Here is a 1,724-nt window from a genome sequence, read left to right as displayed (position 1 = left end):
GCCACCAGCGACGACGAACACGCCGTGTCCACCGTCACCGCCGGCCCCTCCAGACCGAAGGTGTAGGAGATGCGGCCCGACGCGACACTGCCCGAACTGCCGGTACCCAGGAAACCCTCGAAGCCTTCGGGGGCCTTGCCCATTCGCGACGCGTAGTCGTTGTACATCACACCGGCGAAAACGCCCGTTCGACTGCCACGAAGTGACACTGGGTCAATCCCGGCCCGCTCGAACGCCTCCCAGGACGCCTCCAGCAGCAGCCGCTGCTGCGGGTCCGTCGCCAGCGCCTCACGCGGCGAGATACCGAAGAGCCCCGCGTCGAACTCGGCCGCGTCGTACAGGAATCCGCCCTCGCGGGTGTAGGACTTGCCCACCCGCTCCGGATCCGGATCGTAGAGGTCCTCGTCCCACCCACGACCGGCCGGGAACTCGGAAATCGCGTCCCGCCCCTCGGTGACCAGCCGCCACAGGTCCTCGGGCGACTCGACACCACCCGGGTAGCGGCAGCTCATGCCGACGATGGCGATCGGCTCGTCATCGGCCACGGCCGCCACACCCGCCACGGTCGGGGTTTGGGCCACGACCACCAGCTCCGCCCGCAGGTGGTCCGCCAGGGCATCCGGAGTCGGGTAGTCGAAGATCAGCGTTGCGGGGAGCCGCAGCCCAGTCGCAGCGTTCAACCGGTTGCGCAGCTCGACAGCGGTGAGCGAATCGAACCCGAGATCCTTGAACGCCCGGTTGGCCTCCACCTCCGCCGTCGAGGCATGGCCCAGCACGCTGGCCACCTGCGTCAGCACGATGTCCATCAGGACGCCGAAACGCTCGGACTCCGCCATCGCCGCCAGCTGTTGCGCCAGCGCGTTCCCGGCAGCAAGCGGGTCACCGGCGCTCGCCTTGCGGGCGGGAACGCGGAGGAGACCGCGGAGCAGGGCAGGAACCTCGCCGGAGGCCGCGGCCTGGGCCCGGAAGGCCGCCAGGTCCAGCCGGACGGGTACGAAGGCCGGCTCGTCCGTCGCGCACGTGGCGTCGAACAGCTCGAGACCCTCACGCGAGGACAGACCGCGAAGTCCGCTGCGCGCCATCCGCTGCAGGTTGCCGTCGCCGAGCGCGCCGGTCATGCCGGACGCCTCCGCCCACAGGCCCCAGGCGAGGGAGACCGCGGGAAGACCCTGGGCCTTGCGGTGCTGGGCGAGCGCGTCCAGGAAGGTGTTCGCCGTCGCGTAGTTGCCCTGCCCCGGTGCACCGATGGTGGCCGCAACCGAGGAGAACAGCACGAAGGCGGACAGGTCCAGGTCCCGGGTCAGGTCGTGCAGGTGCCACGCGGCGTCCACCTTCGGCCGCATCACCGCATCAAAGCGCTCGGATGTGAGCGACTCGATCACACCGTCGTCGAGCACGCCCGCGGTATGCACCACCCCGGTCAACGGCGCCTCGGCGGGGACCTGCGCCAGCATCTCCGCGAGAGCCGCACGGTCGGCGACGTCGCAGGCCACGACCGTGACCTGGGCCCCGGCCTCGGTCAGCTCCGCCACCAGCTCCGCCGCACCCGGGGCCTCGGCCCCGCGACGGCTGGCCAACAGCAGATGACGCACGCCGTGCCGGGACACCAAGTGACGAGCCACCAAAGCACCCAGAGTGCCGGTCGCACCGGTGACCAGCACCGTCCCCTCGGGACCGAAGGCCACCTTCGCGTCCTCGGCAGCCACACCCGCAACGCGCGACAG

Annotated in this window: 1 pseudogene; it reads right to left on the bottom strand. The window is 70.9% G+C overall.

Going from position 1 to position 1,724, the window contains the following annotated elements:
- Nucleotides 1–1,712: pseudogene (locus ACFQ87_RS46135) on the bottom strand (SDR family NAD(P)-dependent oxidoreductase); the annotation flags it as partial.
- Nucleotides 1,713–1,724 lie beyond the last annotated feature (12 nt).

It is taken from the genome of Kitasatospora sp. NPDC056531, from assembly GCF_042794375.1.
Classification (GTDB): Bacteria; Actinomycetota; Actinomycetes; order Streptomycetales; family Streptomycetaceae; genus Kitasatospora.
This window is presented reverse-complemented; position numbering and strand designations above follow the sequence as displayed.